This is a genomic window from Nitrospira sp. (assembly GCA_029194535.1).
GTDB lineage: Bacteria > Nitrospirota > Nitrospiria > Nitrospirales > Nitrospiraceae > Nitrospira_C.
Genome location: JARFXR010000001.1, coordinates 1,744,545 through 1,761,687 on the forward strand (window position 1 = coordinate 1,744,545; position 17,143 = coordinate 1,761,687).

Genomic DNA, 17,143 nt, shown 5'->3' on the forward strand with positions numbered 1-17,143 from the left:
GAAACATGCCAAGGAGAGTACATGCCCGCGACCAATCGTCCGTTCTTGTTCATGGAATGTAGCGAGTTGCGAGAAATTCTCGGCGAAGCGGCGGAGGACGAAAGAAGACTGGTGGAGTTGCTCGAGTCTGTGCCCTTGGATTCGATCTACTTTCATACGCATAGCTATTTTCTTCGGCATAGTCATGTTGAGCGCGTATATCCCAACGATTTTGCTCAATGGGTCGCGATGGAGGTGCGGGATCTCGAGTTAGGGGAACGCCTGGCGGTAATGGATCCATTCGAATTCAGAGAGCTTGAAGCATTTCGCGGGGAACTCATTTCGATTATCGACGATCATCTGTCCAAGATGCCGATCGTGCCGCGAGTCATCTTCGGCCAGCCGTTCCATTTCAATAGGTCTCGGATCCTGCAAGTACCCACCGGCATGGAGGTTCGGACGCTGCAGGAGTTTCGGAGCGCGTTGAGTGAGGTCGAAGTGAGTGCAATCTATTTCCACGTCTTCGAAGCGCGCCATCATCTCAAGCAGGAAGAAAGCGATTTCGCAGCATGGATTGAGCAGAGTCTCGGCATGCCGGAACTCGCGCAGCAGCTGCAGGCCATCAATCCATATCTCGGGAGCCTTGAACGGGTGCGGTCCGCGCTGCTGACGGTGTGCGACGACTTTCTGAAACGCCGCGGCATTCGCGAGGAAGGAGGGACGCCGTATTGATGACAAACCCACTGTGGTTCAAGGAGGCGGTGTTTTACGAGCTTCCCGTCAAAGCCTTTTGCGATGGAAATGATGACGGCATCGGAGATTTTCGAGGTCTGATCGACAAGCTGGATTACCTCGAATGGCTGGGAATCGACTGTCTCTGGCTGCTTCCGTTCTTTCCGTCTCCCTTGCGCGATGACGGCTACGATGTCGCGGATTATCAGCGCATATCGTCCAACTACGGCTCGATGGAAGAGTTTCGCCGGTTTATGGACGAGTCGCATCGCCGCGGGATGCGCGTAATTTCCGATCTTGTCCTCAATCACACCTCCGACCAACATCCGTGGTTCCAGGATGCGAGAAGCTCACCGCATGCATCGAAGCGCGAGTACTATGTCTGGAGTCAGAGCGACAAGCGATACGACAAGGCCCGAGTCATCTTTATTGACACAGAAAAGTCGAATTGGACCTGGGATCCGACCGCAAACGCCTATTACTGGCATCGGTTTTTCAGTCATCAGCCTGATCTCAACTATGACAATCCAGATCTGCAGAAGGCCATGCTGGACATCATGTCCTTCTGGCTGGAACAAGGACTTGATGGATTTCGCTGCGATGCGGTGCCGTATCTGTTTGAGCGAGAGGGCACCATTTGCGAGAACCTTCCTGAGACTCATGCCTATTTGAAGGAAGTACGAAAGCGGATCGACGAACGCTATCAAGGGCGTATCCTGCTGGCAGAAGCCAACCAATGGCCCGCCGACGTACGGCCCTACTTTGGCGAGGGAGATGAGTGCCACATGGCCTTTCATTTTCCACTCATGCCGAGGCTGTTCATGGGACTCCGTAGCGAGGATTGGCATCCCATCGTGGACATGTTCACGCACACGCCTCCAATCCCGGACAGCTGCCAATGGTGCCTCTTTCTCCGAAACCATGACGAATTGACCTTGGAAATGTGTGCCGGGGAAGAGCGTGATTATATGTACTACGCCTATGCGCGAGATCCTCAGATGCGGCGCAATATCGGCATCGCTCGCCGACTGGCTCCTTTGTTGGATAACGATCGCCGAAAGATCGAGCTGCTCAACAGTCTTGTGTTCACCCTTCCAGGCAGTCCGATTATCTATTACGGCGATGAAATCGGCATGGGCGACAACGTCCATCTCGGGGATCGTAACGGTGTTCGGACGCCGATGCAGTGGACGGCAGACCGGAACGGGGGATTTTCCAAAGCCGATCCGACGAAACTCTACCTGCCGGCCATCACCGATTCGGTGTACGGGTTTCAAGCCATCAACGTGGATTCTCAGCGGCAGTCGCCGCATTCACTGTTGCATTGGATGAAACGCATGATTGCAGGACGAAAAAGGCACCTTGCGTTCGGGCATGGCACCATCGTCTTCCTTCGTCCTCAAACAGACAAAGTCCTCGCGTATCTGCGTGAGTATCGCGGGGAAACCCTCCTGTTGGTACACAACCTCGCCGGATCGGCTCAAGCGGTGGAGTTGGACCTCGCACGATTCGAAGGCGCGATCCCGATCGAGATATTCGGCGATTCGCGATTTCCGACGATCGGCAAGCGCTCCTATGCATTGAGTTTGGCTCCCTATGGGTTCTACTGGTTCAAGCTGCAGCGCGCATGGGGTGACGATGCGTCCTACGGATTCGAAGAGAGCGTCATATAACGCAATGCCGAGAGACCAGGGAGACCGGAGATGACTCCAGGATTGGACGAGTATCGAGATATCGCGCCGAAAGGCACAGTGGACTTTCTCCACAGATTGAGCGACCAGGTTGCGGGGCGCAGTTTCCTGCACGTGAGCGCCGGTCGATACGGCGGTGGTATGGCCGAGGTGCTGCGCCGGCTGGTACCCATGATGAACACCTTGGGCGTTGACGCTCGCTGGGAAGTTCTCGCGGGCGATCAGGAATTCTTCCAAGTCACGAAACGATTGACCAATGCCCTGCAAGGCCAGGACGAACACCTTACCGAGCACATGCAAAGCGTCTATCTCAAGATCAATCAGCGCACCGCCAATACCCTGAAGCTGGACGCGGATCTCGTGATGGTACATGATCCGCCGCCGGCTGCGTTGATCGAGCATCGCAAGGGAGGGACATGGTTTTGGCGCTGTTACCTCGACGTGGCCAAACCTCGCCAAGAGAGCTGGAGTTTTCTCCGTCGCTTCATCGTGGGATACGATGCGACGATTTTTTCACTTCCCGGTTTCGCCCATCGACTTCCAATTCCGCAGTTTCTTATTTCTCCGTCGATTGATCCTTTGAGCACAAAAAACCGTGAATTGGCGCGCCTGGAAATCAACCAGGTCCTTCTTCGGCTCGAGATCCCGCGCGATAAGCCGATTCTGTTGCAGTTGGCGCGTTTTGAGTGGTCGAAAGATCCGATCGGCGTGATCAAAGCGTATCGCTTGGTCAAGAAGCACCACGATTGCCGACTAATCTTGGCCGGCTCCGGTGTGACGCACGATTCGGAAGGTGAAGCGGTGTTGGCGCAGGTACTGGAGACTGCCGGCAGTGATCCGGATATTCATGTCCTGCAGTTGCCCCCCGAGGCGGACCTGGAAATCAATGCGCTTCAACGGGCGGCGACGATTGTTTTACAGAAGTCGATCAGGGAAGGGTTCAATGTCGCCGTGGCCGAAGCCATGTGGAAGGGAAAGCCCGTGATCGGAAGCACAGCGGGTGGAATAGCCGCCCAGATCGTGGACGGAGTGACGGGACATACCGTGCATTCCGTCGAAGGCATGGCCTTCAGAACGCGACTGCTCCTCAACAATCCCAGCCTCATCCAACGCATGGGGGGTGCCGGTCGAGAGCACGTGAGGAGGAACTTTCTTGTCACGCGTCACTTGAGTGAGTTTTTGACCCTCATGAAGCTGTTCGAAAAGCGTACGAAGGACTCGTGAAGAGATCCGCGATGCCGGACACGGGGTGGGAGCAAGTCCGTGAGCAATGTCCTCACCTGCACAAGGCCGATCTGCTCGTCGGTCTTCCCACGTTCAATCAGGCGCCGAATGTGGAGTCCGTAACGAAAGCGATCCTCGCAGGCCTGAAGGAGTCGCTTCCAAGTATCTCGCCCTTGATTGTGAACGTCGATGTCGGATCGCAGGATGGAACCTGCGACATCATCCAGCGCGTCGTAGGGAATGTTGTCCCTCTCGCGGTGGTCCAACATCTCACGGACGATATGCGTGTAAACCCTTTTGCCGTTAATCGAGCGTCATACTCCGGTATGCCCGGTCGGGAGGAGGCGTTTCGCTCCTTGTTCACGATTACCGAACGGCTCCAAGCGAGGGCTTGCGTCGTCGTCGACGCGAATCTTCGATCAGTGGCCCCGGAATGGATGCCCTTGTTGAGCCGAGTGGTGTTGGAGAGAGGCGCAGACTATGTGGCGCCGATGTTTCGGCGCCAACGATATGAGGGCAGTTTGACCAATAACCTGATTGCGCCATTGACTCGGGCGCTCTATGGGAAGCGTGTGGCCTGTCAGACCGGCGGGGGCTACGGGTTTTCTGGAAGGCTGGCGAGCCTCTATTTGCAGAAAGATCTCTGGGAAGGAGACGGCGCTCGTTTCGGGATCGATAGCTGGCTGACGACCGTGGCAGTGGCCGAGGGTTACCAGATATGGCAAGCGTTCCTGGGGGCCAAGATTCAGGAGGGGAAAGCGACCGGAACCGATGTTGCCGGAGTGCTGGCGCAGGCAGTAGGAGCCGCGTTCCATTGCATGGAAGGTTACGCAGACATATGGGAAAGACAGTCCGGTTCGAGTATCGTGCCCCAGGTGGGTCAGCCGACGGAGGGTGAGCCGGAGGCCCATGCCGTCAACGTCGACCGGATGGTGAAGGGGTTTCGACAAGGCCTGAGAGACCTGCTTCCCATCTGGGAGATCATTCTCGCCCCCGACACGTTGGCCGGGATCCTTCCACTGGGCTTGAGCCAAGAGGATGAGTTCACTTTTCCGCTGCCGCTCTGGGTTCAGACCGTTTATGACTTTGCCATCGCGTATCACGAGAAACTCATCCATCGAGAGCATCTGCTCAGGTCGTTGACGCCGCTGTACCTCGGACGTACCGCATCATTGGTTCTTGAAACCAAAGATCGCGGCCAGGCCGAGGTGGAACAAACGATCGAACAGGGATGTCAAATCTTTGAGAGCATGAAACCCTATCTGGTCGAGCGATGGAGGTTCCAATGAGTGAAATGTGGCAAGAAGCAATGGTTGAGGCATTTCGAGAAATGATGAAACGAACCGCGCTCTTCTTTCCAAAACTGATGGCGCTCGTCACGTTTCTGATGCTCGGTGCGGCTATAGGATGGCTCGTAAAGCTTCTGCTGATGCGCATTCTCAAGGCGGTGCGATTCGACGCCTTGTGCGAGCGAATGGGTGTGACTCCCACCTTGGGGAAGGCCGGCATGAAGCAGCCGGTCTCTCACTTGCTCGGTCGAGTCTCGTTTTGGGTCGCGTTTCTGTTTTTTGCGTTCATGGGCGTCGATGCCCTGGATCTTCCAGCCACCGCCAATCTTATGAGAGCCATACTGGGATTCCTGCCTCATGTGGTCGCCGCAATCCTCGTCGCGCTCGTGGGTATGCTACTGGGAAATTTCAGCAGCGAAGCGGTGTTGATTGCGGCAGTCAATGCGCAAATTCAAGGGGCCCGTCTGATTGCAAATATGGTGTGGTGGGGTGTGGTGATCTTTACCAGCGCAATGGTTTTGACCCAACTGGGAATCGCGAAAGAGATCGTCGTGGCTGCGTTTTCCATCATATTCGGCGGGATCGTATTGGCAATGGCCATCGCCTTGGGGTTGGGAGGTCGCAACATCGCCAAGGACGCGCTGGAGCGACGGTTACGTCCGGAGAAGCAGGACGACGAGTTCACGCACATCTAGATTCGGGTCGAGGTCTATCGGTTGTCAGGATTTGCGAGGCCGAATACCCCTATTGTGTCCTATTTGTCCCCAGCCACTCCTTCAACAGCGCCGAACGAGAGTACCGACAGGGCCCTGGTGTGACTCGTGCCGGCGTGATGCGATCGTTTCCCCATTCGGCCCCTTGCACCTTTGCGCCAAATCGCTACAATGCCCGGCTCGGTTTGCGGCGTCATGGCCGAACAGGAACTCGGTCCTGCCCGTCATCGTTCAGCAACGAGGATTACGCGTGAAACAAAATACGTCGAGGCGGCCGAGAGCAAGCCCGCCCTTGTCTCCATGGACGGCGGCCATGCGAGACTGGCAGGCGCGCGCCGTTACAGCCGTGCAGGCACATCCGGATGCGGATTTTCTGGCCATGGCGACCCCCGCAGCGGGCAAGACTCGCTTTGCACTTCGCGTCGCGCACGACTATGTGCGAACGAGCAGGGCGCAACGACTGTTGGTCGTGTGCCCCACGAATCACCTGCGAATCCAGTGGGCCGACGCGGCTGGAACCGTGGGTCTGCATCTGGATCCTGCGCTGACCAACGAGCAGTCACGGGAGGCGTCGGATTACCACGGGGCGGTCGTTACATATCAGCAGGTGGCTCTGGCGCCGAAGATGTTCCACCAAGGCTGCGTCGCACGGACCACCCTCGTGATTCTGGACGAACTGCATCATGCCGCCGATGGCCGGCATTGGGGCAGGGCGTTGCGTGAGGCGTTCGATCGCGCGGTGTTTCGCCTCGTCTTGTCGGGCACGCCGTTCCGCTCCGACAATCATCCCATTCCCTTTGTTCGATACGAACAGGGCGAAAGCCGGGCGGACTTCGCCTACGGCTATACCGACGCGATCAGAGACCGGGTGTGTCGTCCTATTCTCTTTCCCAGCTATGAAGGGGAGCTCAGCTGGCTTTCGGAAGGGCGCGAGCACCGGGCGACGTTTGAAGACGGTCTCACCTTCGAGCGCCAGCGCGAACGCTTGAAGACCGCGCTGCTTCAGGAGACCTGGCTGGGTCCCGTGGTGACCGACGCCCACCGGCAGCTGACGCTGCTTCGGAAGCAGGAGCAGCCGGACGCGGCGGGCCTCATCGTCGCCATGGATCAAGATCACGCGCGCTGGGTGGCGGCGCTCGTGGGCAAGTGGACCGGAGCAACGGCCTCCGTCGCGGTCTCGGATGATCCTGCGGCCAGCCGGACCATCAAGGCCTTTGCCGAGCAGCGGCAGCAGCAGTGGCTCGTGGCCGTGAACATGGTGAGCGAAGGCGTCGATATTCCGCGGTTACGGGTCGGGGTGTACGGAACCAACGTGCTCACCGAGATGTATTTCCGTCAGGTGGTCGGGCGATTTGTCCGCATGCAGCCTGACGTACCCACACCTCAGCGGGCCTGGCTCTATTTACCCAAGGATCCGGTGTTGGTCCGGTACGCGAGACAGATCAAAGCGGAGCGCGATCATGTCCTCGAAGACATCCTGCCTGCCGGTCAGCGGGATCTCTTCGGGCGTGTCACAGTGTCGGTCAACGAGTTTATCCCGCTACATGCCGTCGCCCGCGTCGATTCGCTCATCGGGGATGACGAGGCGAGGCCGGACGAGGTCGCCACCCCGGCCTCCGAGATTCCGTTGCACGACCGGAAACGGGATCTGCGGGACCTTCATCGCCTGCTGGTGGGAAGCGTGGCGCGCAAGGTCGGCATCGACCACCGGCGCTTGAATGCCGAACTCATTTCCCGCACCGGCAGCCGCGTGGACCAGGCGACCGTAGAACAGCTCGAAAAGCGGATCCAACTATTGCAGCGGTGGCGCGACCGCGGGTACGACGGGAAGCGGTAGTTCCGGGCGTCATGTTCGGCTCGGAGCAGCGCCTCTGCGGGTCTGTTGCATCGCAAACCGGCATCGGTGCATCATCCTGTTGGATAGTCTGGACCGCCCGGTTGGGGGCCGACTCGCACGTCGGCCGAGCCGGATCATCCTATGAAAGGTGTGCCGTGTCGTCTTGGCCTCTCCCCAAGCATGATTATTGGTCGACTCCGTTCGCCGAATCCTTGCTCGCGCACCTCCAGCTCTTTCCGGGAGCCACGATTCTGGATGTGGCTTCCGGGCATGGGATTCCTGCCTTCTATCTTGCCGAGCAGGTAGGCCGGACCGGACGGGTACTCGGGATCGATCTCAATGCGAATCAGGTGATGCGTGCGAGGATGATTCAAGGGCGACAGCTTCCTTGGTTACGATTCGAGTGTCTGGATATGCGCGCGCTGCCGTCGGACCTGCCGAGTTTCGATCGCATCACCGGGAATCTGTCGGTCATGTTCTTTCGACCCGATCGGTTCGCGGCGCTTCAGGGTTTGTCGGCGCACCTGAAGCCGGGTGGACAGATTGTCCTGACGTTTCCCTCCCTAGGCACGTTCGATTCTCTGTGGCGGCGAGTGGATCAAGAAATGGCGGTCCGACATTTGCGGAAGGAACGACGTAGGCTCGATGCCTATGTCGCTGAACGACCGTCCGCGGAGGAGGGCCGTGGGTGGCTCCACCAGCTCGGTTTCGAACGTATCGTCGTGAGCGAGGAGCCCTTAGAAGTTGCCGCCGGACACGGGCCCGCGTTTCTGCAAGATCCGTTGCTGCGGGGCGGGTTCCTCGACGACGTCTACGAGTGTTTTGAGGACTCCCAACTCGCCGGCGAGGTCATGACGGCCGTGTCGCAGGACGTGCCGAGCTTCGCGCCGTTGATCGCTCAGCGGTGCATACTCTCCGGATGGAAACCGTAGGAAGCGGGGATGAACGCCCGGATTAAGGGAGAGGATGAGGAGGGGCGCCTTATGCAGGCGCCCCTGTGTTCGGATCGTCGCAGCTAGAACCGATTGTTGCGACCGCCGCCGAAGCTATTCCCGCGCCCGCCGCCGCGGGGTTCTTGCGGCTTCGCTTCGTTCACGGTCAACGAGCGGCCGTCCATTTGCGAGCCGTTCAAGGCGGCGATGGCCGCCTGGGCTTCCTCCGGCGTGGACATTTCAACGAAGCCGAAGCCGCGCGACTGTCCCGTAAACTTGTCTGCGATCACGCGCGCCGATTCGACGGTGCCGTGGGCGGCAAACAGGGTGGTGAGTTGCGTCTCGGTTGCCGCATAGGGCAAGCCGCCGACATATAGTTTTGAACCCATGAGGGTTCCTCCTTCTGAAAGTGACATTGTCTGAAACGCGAGACATGTACGAGGGGAAGGAGAGGGCCGAAGACGCAATTACATGAGGCGGCTTAGGTCAGGCTTCCGATCAGATTCTCGGTGACAACAATATCGGTGATAGGCCGTATCAATCCAAGGTTTCATGCGAGGCCCGCCGCGATGAAACAGGGGCATCATAGCAGGTGACGAGCGGAATAGCTAGTGGCGTGCACGGGGCTTCCTATTTCTTGCGCTGCATCCGGAACGCCTTCTCGCGATCGCCTGTTTGCGAGCGTCGTCTTGCTTGCTCGTCCGATGGCGGCCTCCTTGGTGAACGAGACACTCTCATGTTATTCCGTCGCTCCCCGTTGTCTGGCACGGCTTCCCCAAACAGATCGCTTCCGGCTGTGTTCTTTACCATGTCCTGCGGAGGGTGCGCCTTCCCTGGTCCTCTGACGTTTCTTCCAGTCGTCCGTCAACAGTCCCGAGAATCCCCAGTCTCCTTCGGCGATTTCTTGAATCACGATGTGCGTGTGTTCCGGCTTCTTTCCCAGGATTCGGACGAGCGAACCGGTCACTTCTCTCACAAGTCGGGCTTTCTGCGCTCTCGTGGCTCCCTTTGTAATCTGGATATTGACGTATGGCATGATCACTCCTTCGTGAGGGTCAAGATCTTACCCTTTTCTTGTTCCGACCTCTATGGTACGGGCCGATCAGGTGAGCGGACGTCACCCCGCACATGGTTCGTGGCAGAAGGGTGTGAACCGAGATGCAGATGACAGAGCAAACAGGGGTAAGTCCTGCCCGACTGATGGTATGGACCCCCTTGGGAATCGCCCTCGTCCTCATTTTCTCGATGATGTCAGAGATCGAGGAGTGGTTGTACGTAGCGGTCGTCATTGGACTAGTCGCTTCGCTGGCGGTAGGACGGACATCGGGAAAGCCGGGGGAGGCCTCAGTACAAGCGCGTCTATTCAAATTCGGCAAAGGCTGGTCGCTCGTCGTTGCCCTTGCCGCCCTCAGCCTTCTCCACGGGACGTGGCAACCGATGGTCTTCTTCGCCATCTTCGGCGCCCTCTCAACAGCATGCTTCTGGCTCGGTTGCAAGTCGAGCAGGTGATACACCTGGGTAGGAGCGACTGTGTCCTTGTCTTGTCCGCACCTCCGAATTGTCGATTTTGACGTCTCTGAACGACTAAATAGCGAAAGCCGACGGGAGTCCTTGCCGATGGATCGGCTATGGGGACGACGTGAAAATTTGTCACAACTGAATGGAGGCCGCGATGGTCGACATCATGCACAGGGTTGGAATCAAGGCGCCGGTTGCGAAAGTGTACGCAGCGTTATCGACGGTCGATGGCGTCGCCGGTTGGTGGACAACACATACGTCCGGCTCATCCAAAATCGGAGGAACGATTGAAGCGCGCTTCCGTTCTACGGATGGAAAACAGATCGGTGGCATGGTCATGGAAGTTACAGCGCTCGATGCCGACAAGGCAGTGCGTTGGCGCGTGGTGTCAGGTCCAGAGGAATGGATGGGGACCGACGTGATTTTCAACCTGTCCCAGGAAGGCGATTGCACGATCGTGCTCTTCGCACACAAGAACTGGCGCGAGGCAGGCCCATTCACCGCCCATTGCAGCATGAAATGGGCCACGTTCCTATTGAGTCTGAGAGATCTGGTTGAGACAGGGAAAGGGAAGCCCTCGCCATACGACATCAAGATCGACAATTGGAACTAACGTCGGTGAGAGGTCGTAGGGCAGAGTAGAGGAGAGAGTCTCTGTGCTATGCCGTGGGCTCAGCGTTTGGCGCGGCTGATTTGGCGTTGCTGCATTCGGTCCGCGAAGGGATCCCAGTAGCTTCGAGGAATAGAGGCACTGGACTGCCCGGCAATGTCAGTGGACGGCGAAGCATCCACTTGCCGTTCGGGCGCGCGGTATCGCTGGAGAACGAGATCAGTTCGACTGTCTCGACATTGATTAACATGGGGGTGGTGCATTTCTTCCATCGCCGGAAGCTTCTAAAGCGACGCCAAGACCATGATCGTACCATGTTGCTTCCCCCAGGCATGGGTGTTGAGGTCGTGAGGAATGTAATCGCTACACATCGCACCTCATGTCATCCGCAAAGCAGAAGCAACCTTCTTGCGTGTTGTGTCGCGACCTATTCTTCTCCTCCTGTGTTTGTCCGAATCCGGCTGGGTCGTCGGGCCTTACATCGACACCGTCACACGCAAGAAGGTTGCAGGAATGGAGGTGACCTCCCGGCCCGGACTCGTGTTGTGGCTGTTGAACAGGGCGGTGAGCTCCTTCAATAGATCGCCGGCTCGGCCGTTCTTCTCCGCCGCTTCAAAGGCGTTCATGGTGGGCCCGTAGTATTGTCTGAATGCCTCGACGAACTCCGAGGGCGTGCCGGGATAGTTGAAGGCATATGTGTCTCGGGCGAAGGAAATTTTCTCCGGAGCAATCCCTGCCTTGGCAAACCGCTCGATCACGTTGTTCTCGATCCCCCATGTCATCGGACTCACGAAGCCTTCGGGTGGTGGCGGCGAGTAGGCCGAGCTGATTTTCAGAATTTGTGCGACCAGCGTGGGATCGTTGGGGATCCAGTTCCCCATCACGATCCGACCGCCTGCCCTGGTCACGCGCACCATTTCTTTGGCCACGTCAAACGGCTTGGGGGCAAACATGGCTCCAAACATACTCACGACCAGATCAAACGACTGGTCTTTCAACTCGCGTAGCGCGGATGCGTCCCCTTCCTGGAACCGGCAGTTGGTGAGTCCCTCCCGCTGGGCACGCCTGTTTCCGGCCTCAACCAAATTGCGCGCAATATCGACGCCCAACACTTCCGCGCCGAGTTTTGCCGCGGGTAATGCCGTTGTACCGTCGCCGCAGCCCAGATCCAAGACCTTCACACCCTTCGTGACGCCGAGGCCCTTCACGAGCGCATCGCCGCTCTCGCGCATGCTTGCCGCGATCCGAGTAAAGTCGCCCTTTTCCCAGAGTGCTTGATTTGGATTCATGGGACTGTTCCCTTTCTTGAGTGAAGTGGACGCCGCATCTGGCCAGCAGCCTTGCTGACAGCCCGATCATCACAATGCTTCAGTGGACGGACACCGGAACCGACGGGACATATTGAGGATTGATGTTCTCCCAAATGCGATGTTTCCCGCTCGTCTCTCAGCCTCGCATGTACAGCAGCCTGCCAATACCAGAGACCCAGTCCATCGCTGAAGACGGTTGTAGGCGGTCATCATGGCAGGCCCTTGATTTCAGTCTGAAAGCAGCGCGGCACATTCTACTGAGTCCACGGCATGCCGTCTATGCTGAAGAAGGGGAGAAGAGGGGACGGGCCACCGGGCATTGCGCCGAAATGGTGGTTCGCCCATGGACACGAGAGGAAGGCTCTGACTGCGCAAACGGTCGCTTGAGTCCGCTCAGGTATCGGGCCTGCACCACTTGACTCACCCAGACCTCTTCAAAGGCATTGTGTACCAAGTCGTAGAGGTGTTTCCGGGTGATGGGCAGTTCCTTGCATTTGGCGAACACCCGAGCGAACTGTTTCGGCAGGTGGCCCATCTCCGAAAAATCCAGCCCGAAGCCGTTCAGACTGACTCCCTCGCGCGAGATGTGGATACGGATCAATGAACATTTCCTCATGCACCACCTTGTCCTGACGCGCCCGCGGCAGATATGCCCATGTGAGATCGTAGAAATCCTCCTCCTTCAGCAGAACCGACAGGCCGATGTCGTCAATATCCAGAAATTCCGGACGATTCCAGATGGCTTACCCGAGCGATGAGGAGACCGCACCTGCGGCGGGAGCTGTGTCGGACACAATGTCGTCGGAGGGGACGTCGCGAATCTGAATCGAGTCGACTCGTTGTTGAGCCAGAACATCCGAGATGATCACGACTTTGTCGCCGACTTGAAACTGTTCTCGGTCCTTCAGGATGCGGAACGCCGTCTGCAGTGTCTTTTCAGGGTCGGAACTGAAATCGATCTTGAAAGGGAAAACTCCACGATTGAGCATCATGGTCCGTCGCGGTTGGCTCATGTTCGTAAAGGCGTAGATATTGGTAGAGAAGGGACGGCAGTTTGCGACGAGATCCGCCATGAGTCCTCGTCTGGTGATCACGACGATTCCCTTGGCGTTGACTCCCTCGGCGAGCTGAACGGCCGCCGCCGCTAATTGTTGTTTATTGCCCGCATCGCGCAGTTGTTTTGCAAATCGCAATCCGGGGATCGTCTCGGATTTCAGCGCGATCTTGCGCAGGTATTCGACACACTTCTCCGGATACTTCCCGACCGTGGTTTCGCCGGACAGCATGACGGCGTCGACTTCTTCATAGATCGCGTTGGCGACGTCGGTGACCTCGGCACGCGTGGGGTGCGGATTGTGAATCATGGATTCGAGCAGGTGGGTTGCGACGATCACCCGCTTTCCGTGCTCGGCACAGAGTTGGACGATCCTGCGCTGGACATTCGGGAGATCCTCGATGTTGATTTCCACTCCCAGATCCCCCCGCGCGACCATAATGCCGTCCGATTCCTTGATGATCTCTTCCAGATTTCGAACGCCTTCCTGGTCCTCGATCTTTGCGATAATCTTCACCCGCCCGACCTTTTCACCCATGAGTGCTTTGAGTTGCTGAATATCCGCGGCTTCACGGACGAAAGACAGCGCGATGAAGTCCACATCCCGTTCCAGGCCGAACAGGATATCCTTGGTGTCCTTTTGGGTGATCGCCGGAAGATTGACACGGATACCCGGAAGATTGACGTGCCGTTTGCTCTTCAAGAGCCCGCCGTCCAAGACGCGGCACCGCATCACGCGCTCGTGCTTCTCCAGCACCTCCAAATTGATCAGCCCGTTATCCACGGTGATCTTGTCCCCAACGTTGACCTGCTCAAGCAAGTCCTCATAGTCGATGTGGATGGAGCTCTCTTCAACGTCCAGCTGTCCGCGCGTGGTAACGGATACGATGGCGTCCTGGCGCAGATCGAGTTCGTTGGAGAGGTTCCCGGTGCGGATGGCCGGGCCTTGTGTATCCAGTAGGATGGGGATGGGAAACTTGACCTTCTTGTTGAGGGTCTTGATGTGCTGAATGACCTTGGCGTGGGAGTCGTGGTCGCCATGGGACATGTTCAGTCGCGCAATAGTCATCCCGGCCTCGTACATCTTCTGCAACATCTCAAAGGATTCCGTAGCCGGGCCGATCGTGCAGATAATCCGAGTCTTTTGCATGCGTGCTCCTCGTGGTACCGGTCTCTCCTCGCTCGTCGAGGCGGCACTCACAGACCGATGACGACTTCATGAAACTGAAAACGAAGAACCGAGGCCATTGTACTGTGTATCGCCGGCGTGGTCTATCGCGGGGCGCGGTGGAATGGATGGTTCGCCGGGCCCGCCACGCCCCGTGATCATAACCACCGGCGAACCGAACGCTTGTATGCCGTAAATGCCTCCGGAAATTTGGCCGACAAGGCTCTCTCCTCAGGTACGATTTGAAATCGATTCATGTACCAGACGAACAGGGGAAGGAGTGCGAAGGCCAGCAAATCGGAGAGATACACCGCCCATCCGGCAAGAACAAGGAGGAAGCCAAGATACATCGGATTACGGGTGAAGCGGTAAATCCCCGAGGTGACCATCGCCGTGGTCGCGTCCGGTGTAAGCGGATTGACGGTGGTCTTCGCCCGTCGAAACGCCAAGACGCCGGCAATTGCGATCGCGAGCCCCACGGTGAAAACAGTACGAGCGAACGCCGCACGCCACGGCAGTGAGAGGGTGAACGCAGAATAGGCAGAGACGAGCCGCATCACAGCGCCGAAGAGAAAGACGAGCGCCAACGGGGGTACTTTCAGTTCCAGCGCCTTGAACATGGGAGATCACTGTAGTCGGAACATACCATTCGGTCGGGAACGGGTAAGGGCAATCACCCACAGCCCCAACAAGACATCAATGCTGCCGCAAAAGGTCGGCCACCATGTCGGGACGCCAGCGTTCTCAATGAGACTGTCATGCACAAGATCAAAGAGACCATGTGCAACAATCCCAGTCCCCACGAGCGTGGGATAAAAAAGTGCTCCAATGATCGCGACTGTTGAAAACGCGACGGCGATGACCAACTCCCAGACCAACGCGTGACTGGAACCGCCTAAAACAGCGAACAGCACATAATATGACGCGATAATGACGAGTACAGTGGAATAGAAGCTGCGTTCCTCATCGAAGCGTGTGAACTTGGCAAGGGCGGCGATGGCAATCGCGAGGAGAACGCCGACAACAAGGGGCATCAGGTAACACCTCGCGGTGTCGAATGAGGAGTCCACCCATGTTACGTTGTTGATACAGGCATGTCCATTTATCAAAGTCTGGAGTAGTGGGTCAGTTTGCCCGGAGAGGCACTGAGGTTTGTCATTCCGGCCGCCGCGGCCTTGAACAAAAGTCCACAGCGAAAAGCCCTAACCCATGGCCATAGAAGAGGTAAGGTATTGGGTGAATCCAATTAGATTCCTCTGCGCATCTCTTCTATTCCGTTCGTCCCGCCCAGCAAATCAAGATCTCTGTGAGTCTCATTGCCTGTAGAAAGACAATTCTCCCTCGAATCAAACGCTTCAGAAGGTTTGGAGGATGCGAAGAGGTGGACCCAGCTATGGCATGAGTGATGCTTATGCACTGTGTAGGAAGTGAGAAGCCATTGAGGATCACACAGCAGCGTACGAAGGCGACCCGATGAAACTAGAAAAGACGCACAATCTCTTGCAGGTTCTTCTTGAGGCAGCACTGGCAATTGGCGCCGGGATGTCCTGGTGGATGGTTGGAAATCTCGTTCTTGGGGATGTCATCCAGCTTGCGGCAAATGTCATGAGAGGTGGCCGGCTACAGGGTTGACCTTAAACCCAACGCAGAACCAACGGATCGTGGGTCAGATTGCCATCAGCAGCACTGCAGTCTGTCACTCGCGCGGAAGCGGGAATCCGGTCCCGCCCTTCTCCTCAGCATGGAGTCTGAATCAAGGAGTGGACGCTCGCCTTCGCAGGCATGACGGAAGAGGAAACTGACCCGCTACCACCCAACGAGTGAGTCCCATCAGGCAGGGGTGGCTGGCGTCTGATCCACCGACTGATCGGCCCGACATGGAGCAGGCATTCCGACTGAATGGAGCTGACCGCCGGGTCTTAGGCGAGTCCGCTAGGTGCTGCGGTTGGCCTGTCCGCCAAGGAAGCTCAGCAGTTCGGCAGTGACTTCCTCTGCATGGGTCCAGGTGATGCAGTGGGGGCCTCCTTTCACCACCACCAGCCGAGCCCCTTTGACGAGTTTGGCTGTTCGTCGTCCTGCGACCTCGATCGGGACTATGCGATCACTGTCACCGTGGATGACAAGGGTCGGCACGTTCAGATGAGTAAGATCTTGTCGGAAGTCTTCGTGCCAGGTTGGAACGCATGCCAGACTCGCCGTCGCGGATGCGCCGGTAGCGATCTGCCAACTGGCGCGCACGGCATCCTCGCTGATGCGCTTCCCGAGAAGCAGGTCGGTGTTGTAGAAGTTCTTGAAGAACTCGGTGAAAAAGGCGTAGCGGTCTGCGGCCACCGCTTTCTGTATGCCTTCGAAGACGCTCGCGTCCACGCCTTCGGGGTTGTCGTCCGTCTTCAGCAAGAACGGAGGAATGCCGCCGATGATCACCGCCTGGCTCGCGCCGTTCGAGCGGTATTTCCCGAAGTAGCGGGCGATCTCACCGCCGCCCATCGAGAATCCCACCAGCGCGAAGCCTTGTAACTTGAGGTGCGTAATGAGCTTGTGAAGGTCTTCGGCGAACCTATCGTAGTTGTAGCCCTCGGTCGGCTGGCTGGACTTGCCGAAACCTCTCCGATCATACGTGATGACGCGGTATCCAGCCTTCAGCAGCGCCGGAACCTGCTTCTCCCACGATGCGCCGCTCAACGGATATCCATGGATCAACACCACCGGCTTGCCGGCGCCGTGGTCTTCGTAGTACAGCTCGATGTCTCCGGAGTTTTCTTTTCCGACATTCACGAATGGCATGCCTCTTCTCCTTTCAATTCTCAATCCCTTCTGTCAATGGATTGAATCCGTGCCTCTCCGTTCTGAGATGCATTCGGCGAGGCGCGTCACCAGCCGGTTCCCGAGTGGAGAGCAGGTGAATGAGAAGGCGACCTGCCGGTGCCGGCGTTGATAGCGGTTCCACGTCCGGCGGATGCACCTTGGTCCGTTGCACGACTTCGGCAAAGGCGAAATCTCCCATTCCGTAATCGGCGACAATGTGGACCAACATACGCGCCTCCCTCTGAGGTGGCTGCGCGGCACGTGGGGAATCAACTATGTGC

At 57.6% G+C, this 17,143-nt stretch carries 19 protein-coding genes; 10 read left to right on the forward strand and 9 right to left on the reverse strand.

What is annotated here, in order from left to right:
* Positions 1 to 21: 21 nt before the first annotated feature.
* The 7 genes from P0111_07920 to P0111_07950 all read left to right on the forward strand — a co-directional run bounded on the left by P0111_07920 (position 22) and on the right by P0111_07950 (position 8,397).
* Positions 22 to 711 (forward strand): DUF5752 family protein, encoded by a 690-nt coding sequence (locus P0111_07920; GenBank protein ID MDF0643943.1) that lies wholly within the window; start codon positions 22 to 24, stop codon positions 709 to 711.
* Positions 711 to 2,384, forward strand: a complete 1,674-nt coding sequence (treS, locus tag P0111_07925; GenBank protein MDF0643944.1) for a maltose alpha-D-glucosyltransferase — start codon at positions 711 to 713, stop codon at positions 2,382 to 2,384. The genes P0111_07920 and treS overlap by 1 nt, the downstream gene beginning before the upstream one ends.
* Before the next feature lie 30 nt (positions 2,385 to 2,414).
* Positions 2,415 to 3,626 (forward strand): glycosyltransferase, encoded by a 1,212-nt coding sequence (locus P0111_07930; GenBank protein ID MDF0643945.1) that lies wholly within the window; start codon positions 2,415 to 2,417, stop codon positions 3,624 to 3,626.
* On the forward strand, positions 3,623 to 4,915 hold the full coding sequence (locus tag P0111_07935) for a glycosyl transferase family 2 (GenBank protein ID MDF0643946.1): 1,293 nt from the start codon (positions 3,623 to 3,625) through the stop codon (positions 4,913 to 4,915). Before P0111_07930 ends, P0111_07935 begins: the two co-directional genes overlap by 4 nt.
* Positions 4,912 to 5,610, forward strand: coding sequence for a hypothetical protein (locus P0111_07940; GenBank protein ID MDF0643947.1), 699 nt, complete (start codon positions 4,912 to 4,914; stop codon positions 5,608 to 5,610). Before P0111_07935 ends, P0111_07940 begins: the two co-directional genes overlap by 4 nt.
* Before the next feature lie 331 nt (positions 5,611 to 5,941).
* Positions 5,942 to 7,465: a DEAD/DEAH box helicase family protein gene (locus P0111_07945; GenBank protein ID MDF0643948.1), complete on the forward strand. Its 1,524-nt coding sequence runs from the start codon at positions 5,942 to 5,944 to the stop codon at positions 7,463 to 7,465.
* Positions 7,466 to 7,620: 155 nt separating this feature from the next.
* Positions 7,621 to 8,397 (forward strand): class I SAM-dependent methyltransferase, encoded by a 777-nt coding sequence (locus tag P0111_07950; GenBank protein ID MDF0643949.1) that lies wholly within the window; start codon positions 7,621 to 7,623, stop codon positions 8,395 to 8,397.
* A gap of 83 nt (positions 8,398 to 8,480) precedes the next feature.
* Here P0111_07950 and P0111_07955 read toward each other — a convergent pair whose 3' ends face one another.
* Positions 8,481 to 8,786 carry an RNA-binding protein gene (locus tag P0111_07955; protein MDF0643950.1) on the reverse strand — a complete coding sequence of 102 codons (306 nt, stop codon included), beginning with the start codon at positions 8,784 to 8,786 and terminating at the stop codon, positions 8,481 to 8,483.
* Between the two features lie 350 nt (positions 8,787 to 9,136).
* Positions 9,137 to 9,433, reverse strand: a complete 297-nt coding sequence (locus P0111_07960) for a 4-oxalocrotonate tautomerase family protein (GenBank protein MDF0643951.1) — start codon at positions 9,431 to 9,433, stop codon at positions 9,137 to 9,139.
* Between the two features lie 128 nt (positions 9,434 to 9,561).
* Between P0111_07960 and P0111_07965 the strand changes: the two genes are divergently transcribed.
* Together P0111_07965 and P0111_07970 are read left to right on the forward strand one after the other, a co-directional pair.
* A complete protein-coding gene (locus tag P0111_07965; GenBank protein ID MDF0643952.1) occupies positions 9,562 to 9,906 on the forward strand; it encodes a hypothetical protein in 345 nt (114 codons plus the stop codon).
* 163 nt (positions 9,907 to 10,069) lie between these two features.
* Positions 10,070 to 10,528: an SRPBCC domain-containing protein gene (locus P0111_07970; GenBank protein ID MDF0643953.1), complete on the forward strand. Its 459-nt coding sequence runs from the start codon at positions 10,070 to 10,072 to the stop codon at positions 10,526 to 10,528.
* 473 nt (positions 10,529 to 11,001) lie between these two features.
* Here P0111_07970 and P0111_07975 read toward each other — a convergent pair whose 3' ends face one another.
* The 5 genes from P0111_07975 to P0111_07995 all read right to left on the reverse strand — a co-directional run bounded on the left by P0111_07975 (position 11,002) and on the right by P0111_07995 (position 15,091).
* Positions 11,002 to 11,814 carry a class I SAM-dependent methyltransferase gene (locus P0111_07975; protein ID MDF0643954.1) on the reverse strand — a complete coding sequence of 271 codons (813 nt, stop codon included), beginning with the start codon at positions 11,812 to 11,814 and terminating at the stop codon, positions 11,002 to 11,004.
* 298 nt (positions 11,815 to 12,112) lie between these two features.
* Positions 12,113 to 12,451: a hypothetical protein gene (locus tag P0111_07980; protein ID MDF0643955.1), complete on the reverse strand. Its 339-nt coding sequence runs from the start codon at positions 12,449 to 12,451 to the stop codon at positions 12,113 to 12,115.
* Between the two features lie 127 nt (positions 12,452 to 12,578).
* Positions 12,579 to 14,039 (reverse strand): pyruvate kinase, encoded by a 1,461-nt coding sequence (gene pyk / locus P0111_07985; protein MDF0643956.1) that lies wholly within the window; start codon positions 14,037 to 14,039, stop codon positions 12,579 to 12,581.
* 176 nt (positions 14,040 to 14,215) lie between these two features.
* On the reverse strand, positions 14,216 to 14,677 hold the full coding sequence (locus tag P0111_07990) for an isoprenylcysteine carboxylmethyltransferase family protein (GenBank protein MDF0643957.1): 462 nt from the start codon (positions 14,675 to 14,677) through the stop codon (positions 14,216 to 14,218).
* A gap of 6 nt (positions 14,678 to 14,683) precedes the next feature.
* Positions 14,684 to 15,091, reverse strand: a complete 408-nt coding sequence (locus P0111_07995; protein ID MDF0643958.1) for a hypothetical protein — start codon at positions 15,089 to 15,091, stop codon at positions 14,684 to 14,686.
* A 439-nt stretch (positions 15,092 to 15,530) separates the two neighbouring features.
* Between P0111_07995 and P0111_08000 the strand changes: the two genes are divergently transcribed.
* Complete coding sequence (locus tag P0111_08000; protein MDF0643959.1) at positions 15,531 to 15,689, forward strand: hypothetical protein; 159 nt, start codon at positions 15,531 to 15,533, stop codon at positions 15,687 to 15,689.
* 300 nt (positions 15,690 to 15,989) lie between these two features.
* Here P0111_08000 and P0111_08005 read toward each other — a convergent pair whose 3' ends face one another.
* Both P0111_08005 and P0111_08010 read right to left on the reverse strand, forming a co-directional pair.
* Entirely contained in the window at positions 15,990 to 16,841 is an 852-nt protein-coding gene (locus P0111_08005; GenBank protein ID MDF0643960.1) for an alpha/beta hydrolase, read from the reverse strand.
* A gap of 13 nt (positions 16,842 to 16,854) precedes the next feature.
* Positions 16,855 to 17,091: a hypothetical protein gene (locus tag P0111_08010; protein ID MDF0643961.1), complete on the reverse strand. Its 237-nt coding sequence runs from the start codon at positions 17,089 to 17,091 to the stop codon at positions 16,855 to 16,857.
* Between the last annotated feature and the right edge of the window lie 52 nt (positions 17,092 to 17,143).